The following is a 4,083-nucleotide window of genomic DNA, read 5'->3' as shown; positions in this document are numbered from 1 at the left end:
GCGCGAAGTTGGGCTTGCCTGGGGCGCTTCACCAGTGCTTGTAAACCGTCTCCTTAACACAGTGCATATTTTAAGCAGTTCGAGCTGGGATATCAAACGAGAAAAACTTGCGACAAGGATTACTAAATCTAATGAATTTAACTTAAATCAATCCTTTGTTCTTTCTTATTAAATGGTAAGGCATTGATTTTTAATGGTTGTAAATTTGTTGTACGGTTAGCTTTAGGCTTTGTGTGTTAGTGAAATTATTGTTTGTTTTTGTTAGTTTGTCATTTTTAACTGCTTTGGTCGTTATTTTATTTGAAATCGTTAAAAGTGTACGTTTTCATTCTGGCTTGCTGATTCCCTATACTGTTTTTGCGCGGCTGTCAATCCCAAGGTGAGGTGAAGTGTGTACTCCTCCGCAAAACCCAGCTAAACCCCTGACTTTGATTGATTTGAATCAAAGGCGGGTGGTATAAAAAGCTGACGAATGAATAGATGTGAATATCATAACTAGCTGATATTTATATAAATAGATTCATTTGAATGCTAGGGTGGTGAGGTGGATGTCTCACTGTTGCGCGGTAATGTGACAGAGGTCGCGCTGCATGATGAAAAAGGGGAATTTTGAGCCTTGCTGCTTCAATGTAATGCAAAAGATGAAATTTAACGGTTTATATTTGACGAAAAATATAGACAAAATTGAAAACTCACTATCCTACAAAGGCACTTGTTAATAACAATGTCGATTTTGTTATAGCAACTGGAAGCACCACGTAAGGAGTCACCGATGATTGTTGAAGAGGTTGTTGAGCTATCGCGGTTGCAGTTCGCGCTGACAGCCATGTATCACTTCCTATTTGTTCCTTTAACGTTAGGGCTAGCATTTTTGCTGGCTATCATGGAATCACTGTATGTGATGACTGATAAACAAATTTATAAAGATATGACGAAGTTCTGGGGTAAGTTATTTGGGATTAACTTTGCCTTGGGTGTGTCAACGGGTTTAGCGATGGAGTTCCAGTTTGGAACTAACTGGTCTTACTATTCCCATTATGTGGGTGACATTTTTGGCGCTCCACTGGCCATTGAAGGGTTAATGGCGTTCTTCCTCGAATCTACCTTAGTGGGTATGTTCTTCTTCGGTTGGGACCGTTTCAGCAAGCGCCAACATTTGGCGGTCACTTGGTTGGTGGCGTTAGGCTCGAACCTGTCGGCGCTGTGGATTTTAGTGGCCAACGGTTGGATGCAAAACCCGGTGGGTTCGGTGTTCAATTACGAAACCATGCGTATGGAGATGGTCAGCTTTGCCGAAGTGGTCTTTAACCCTGTTGCTCAAGTGAAGTTTGTTCACACTGTGGCATCCGGTTATGTTACTGGCGCAATGTTTATCCTCGCGATCAGTTCTTATTACATCCTCAAGAAGCGTGATTTACCTTTTGCCCGTCGCTCTTTTGCGATTGCGGCCAGTTTTGGTATGGCGTCAATCCTGTCGGTACTGGTGTTAGGTGATGAGTCTGGCTATAAAGTGGGTGAAGCGCAGCGCGTTAAGTTAGCGGCAATTGAAGCGGAATGGCATACCGAGCCTGCACCTGCGGCCTTTACTGCGGTCGGTTTCCCAAATCAAGAAACGATGCATACCGATTATGCCGTGAAGATCCCTTATGCCATGGGTATCATTGCAACACGTTCACTCGATGAGCAAGTGACGGGGATCCGTGACTTAATTACCGAGCATGAAGTGCGTATTCGTAATGGTATGAAAGCTTATGAAATGCTGGTGAAATTGCGTGCCGGTGAAGAAACACCTGAGCTACGTGCCGCCTTTGAAGAGGCCAAAGTTGACTTAGGTTATGGCTTATTATTGAAGCGCTACACCGATAATGTTGTTGATGCGACAGAAGAGCAAATTAAAGCGGCGGCTAAGGATTCTATCCCTAATGTGGCACCGATGTTCTGGAGCTTCCGCATCATGGTTGGTCTTGGATTTGTGATGTTGTTTGTCTTTGCCGCTGCGTTCTGGCAAAGCACTCGCCACCAAATTGAAGAGAAAAAGTGGGTATTAAAAGCGGCATTATACAGCTTACCTCTGCCTTGGATTGCGATCGAATGCGGTTGGTTTGTGGCCGAATATGGTCGTCAACCTTGGACCATCTCTGAGGTGTTACCGACCTTTATGTCGGCGTCAAGCTTAACGACTGGCGATCTGTGGTTCAGTATTTTGTCAATCAGCTTGTTCTATACAGTGCTGCTGGTGATTGAAATGTTCTTGATGATTAAGTTTGCCCGTCTTGGCCCAAGTAGTTTAAAGACTGGTCGTTATCACTTCGAGACTAATGCTTCACAACACTAGAAGCCTAAGCAGAGGATTTCATTATGTTTGATTATGAAATGTTAAGATTAATCTGGTGGGCTCTGATCGGCGTACTGTTCATCGGATTTGCGGTCACAGATGGTTTTGACATGGGTGTCGGTGCTTTATTACCTATTATAGGTAAAGACGATACCGAACGTCGCATTATGGTTAATACCATTGCGCCCCATTGGGATGGTAACCAAGTGTGGCTTATCACCGCCGGTGGTGCGTTATTTGCCGCATGGCCAATGGTGTATGCCGTGTCGTTTTCGGGCTTTTATGTGGCCATGATGTTAGTGCTGTTTGCACTGTATATGCGTCCGGTTGGCTTTGATTATCGCTCGAAAATTGAAAATCCAACTTGGCGTAAGTCTTGGGATTGGGCGCTGTTCGTCGGTGGGTTTGTGCCTCCGCTGATCATTGGTGTTGCCTTCGGTAACCTCTTGCAAGGCGTGCCATTTAACTTCGATGAGTTCTTACGAGCAACTTATCATGGCGGTTTATTTGGCCTGCTCAACCCCTTTGGTTTGCTAGCAGGGCTCGTTAGCGTGACCATGTTTATGATGCAAGGCGCCGCTTGGTTACAGATGAAGACCGACAGCGAGCTGCGCGTGCGTGCCGTTAAAGCAACGCAAATTTGTGCACTGCTTGTGGCGGTACTATTTGCAAGCGCAGGTGTGTGGTTAGCAAATGGTATTGATGGTTATGTATTAACCTCAACCTTAGACCACTATGGTGTATCTAATCCCACCACTAAAACCGTTGCGGTTGAAGCGGGGGCTTGGTTAGCTAACTACGATAAGTATCCAGTGACCATGCTATTCCCGATTTTGGGTGTGGTGTTGCCATTGCTCGTGATTGTCGTCAGTCAGTTAAATCGCTCAGGTTTCGCGTTCTTGTTTAGTTCACTGAGTGTCGCGATGGTGATTTTAACCTGCGGCGCAGCGATGTTCCCGTTTGTGATGCCATCGTCATTGGATCCTAACGTCAGCTTAACCATGTGGGACGCCACGGCAAGTGAAATGACCTTAACGGTCATGACATGGGCAGCCATTGTTTTTGTGCCGATAGTATTAAGTTACACCCTTTGGACTTACTTCAAGATGTATGGCCGCTTAAATCGCAAACATATTGAAGATAACAAAGCCTCACTCTATTAATGGTTATCAAGAATTAAGGAGCATCTACTATGTGGTATTTCTCGTGGATATTAGGGGTTTTGTTGGCCTGCTCTTTTGGAATTATCAACGCTTTATGGCTTGAAAATACTGAAAACATGGACAGATCGGCAGATGATGCCGAGTAACACCTAAGATTAAAAAACCTCGCTCCGGCGAGGTTTTTTTTTGCATAGTGAATGTGTTGTAAAGGGGTTGTCTGCAGGAGGCTCATTCACTTAGCGGTATCAAACCTGTCATGAAACGACTCAACGGATCAGCCACAAGGGCTGCCGTGGTAACGCGCGCTGCGGTAAAACAGCAAAAGCCCTTATGCTCTTTAATCCCGAGGTAACGGCAATCGCAGTGAGCATTGGGTATGCAGCCATCATTTGTTTTGCCAGCATCTGCTTTGCCAGTATCAGTACTGCCGTCAATATAAACTCACCTATCACTCTCTGCCCCGCAATGCCGCTGGGCTCAAGCGCTATAGGCCGCTCGCCATCACTGCGCATGAACTTCAAGGCGCAATGATGTTAAATCTAATCGCTGTGAATTAGTGGCTAGATTGTGAACATCCTAGTGAGT

Annotated in this window: 3 protein-coding genes; all 3 read left to right on the top strand. The window is 45.2% G+C overall.

Annotated features, from left to right (window positions below; genetic code table 11):
• The first annotated feature begins 772 nt into the window (after positions 1 to 772).
• From ACRCZA_RS03355 to cydX, 3 genes are read left to right on the top strand one after another with little or no spacing between them, the layout of a single operon-like run.
• Complete coding sequence (locus ACRCZA_RS03355; RefSeq protein WP_438673070.1) at positions 773 to 2,335, top strand: cytochrome ubiquinol oxidase subunit I; 1,563 nt, start codon at positions 773 to 775, stop codon at positions 2,333 to 2,335.
• A gap of 23 nt (positions 2,336 to 2,358) precedes the next feature.
• Positions 2,359 to 3,498, top strand: a complete 1,140-nt coding sequence (gene cydB, locus ACRCZA_RS03350; RefSeq protein WP_438673069.1) for a cytochrome d ubiquinol oxidase subunit II — start codon at positions 2,359 to 2,361, stop codon at positions 3,496 to 3,498.
• Positions 3,499 to 3,527: 29 nt separating this feature from the next.
• On the top strand, positions 3,528 to 3,644 hold the full coding sequence (gene cydX / locus ACRCZA_RS03345) for a cytochrome bd-I oxidase subunit CydX (protein ID WP_438673068.1): 117 nt from the start codon (positions 3,528 to 3,530) through the stop codon (positions 3,642 to 3,644).
• Positions 3,645 to 4,083 lie beyond the last annotated feature (439 nt).

Origin of the sequence: Shewanella sp. (assembly GCF_051658185.1) — a bacterium.
In the GTDB taxonomy this organism is placed as follows: Bacteria; Pseudomonadota; Gammaproteobacteria; order Enterobacterales; family Shewanellaceae; genus Shewanella.
The sequence above is the reverse complement of the archived record's forward strand: the minus strand, read 5'-3'. Positions and strand labels throughout refer to the sequence as shown.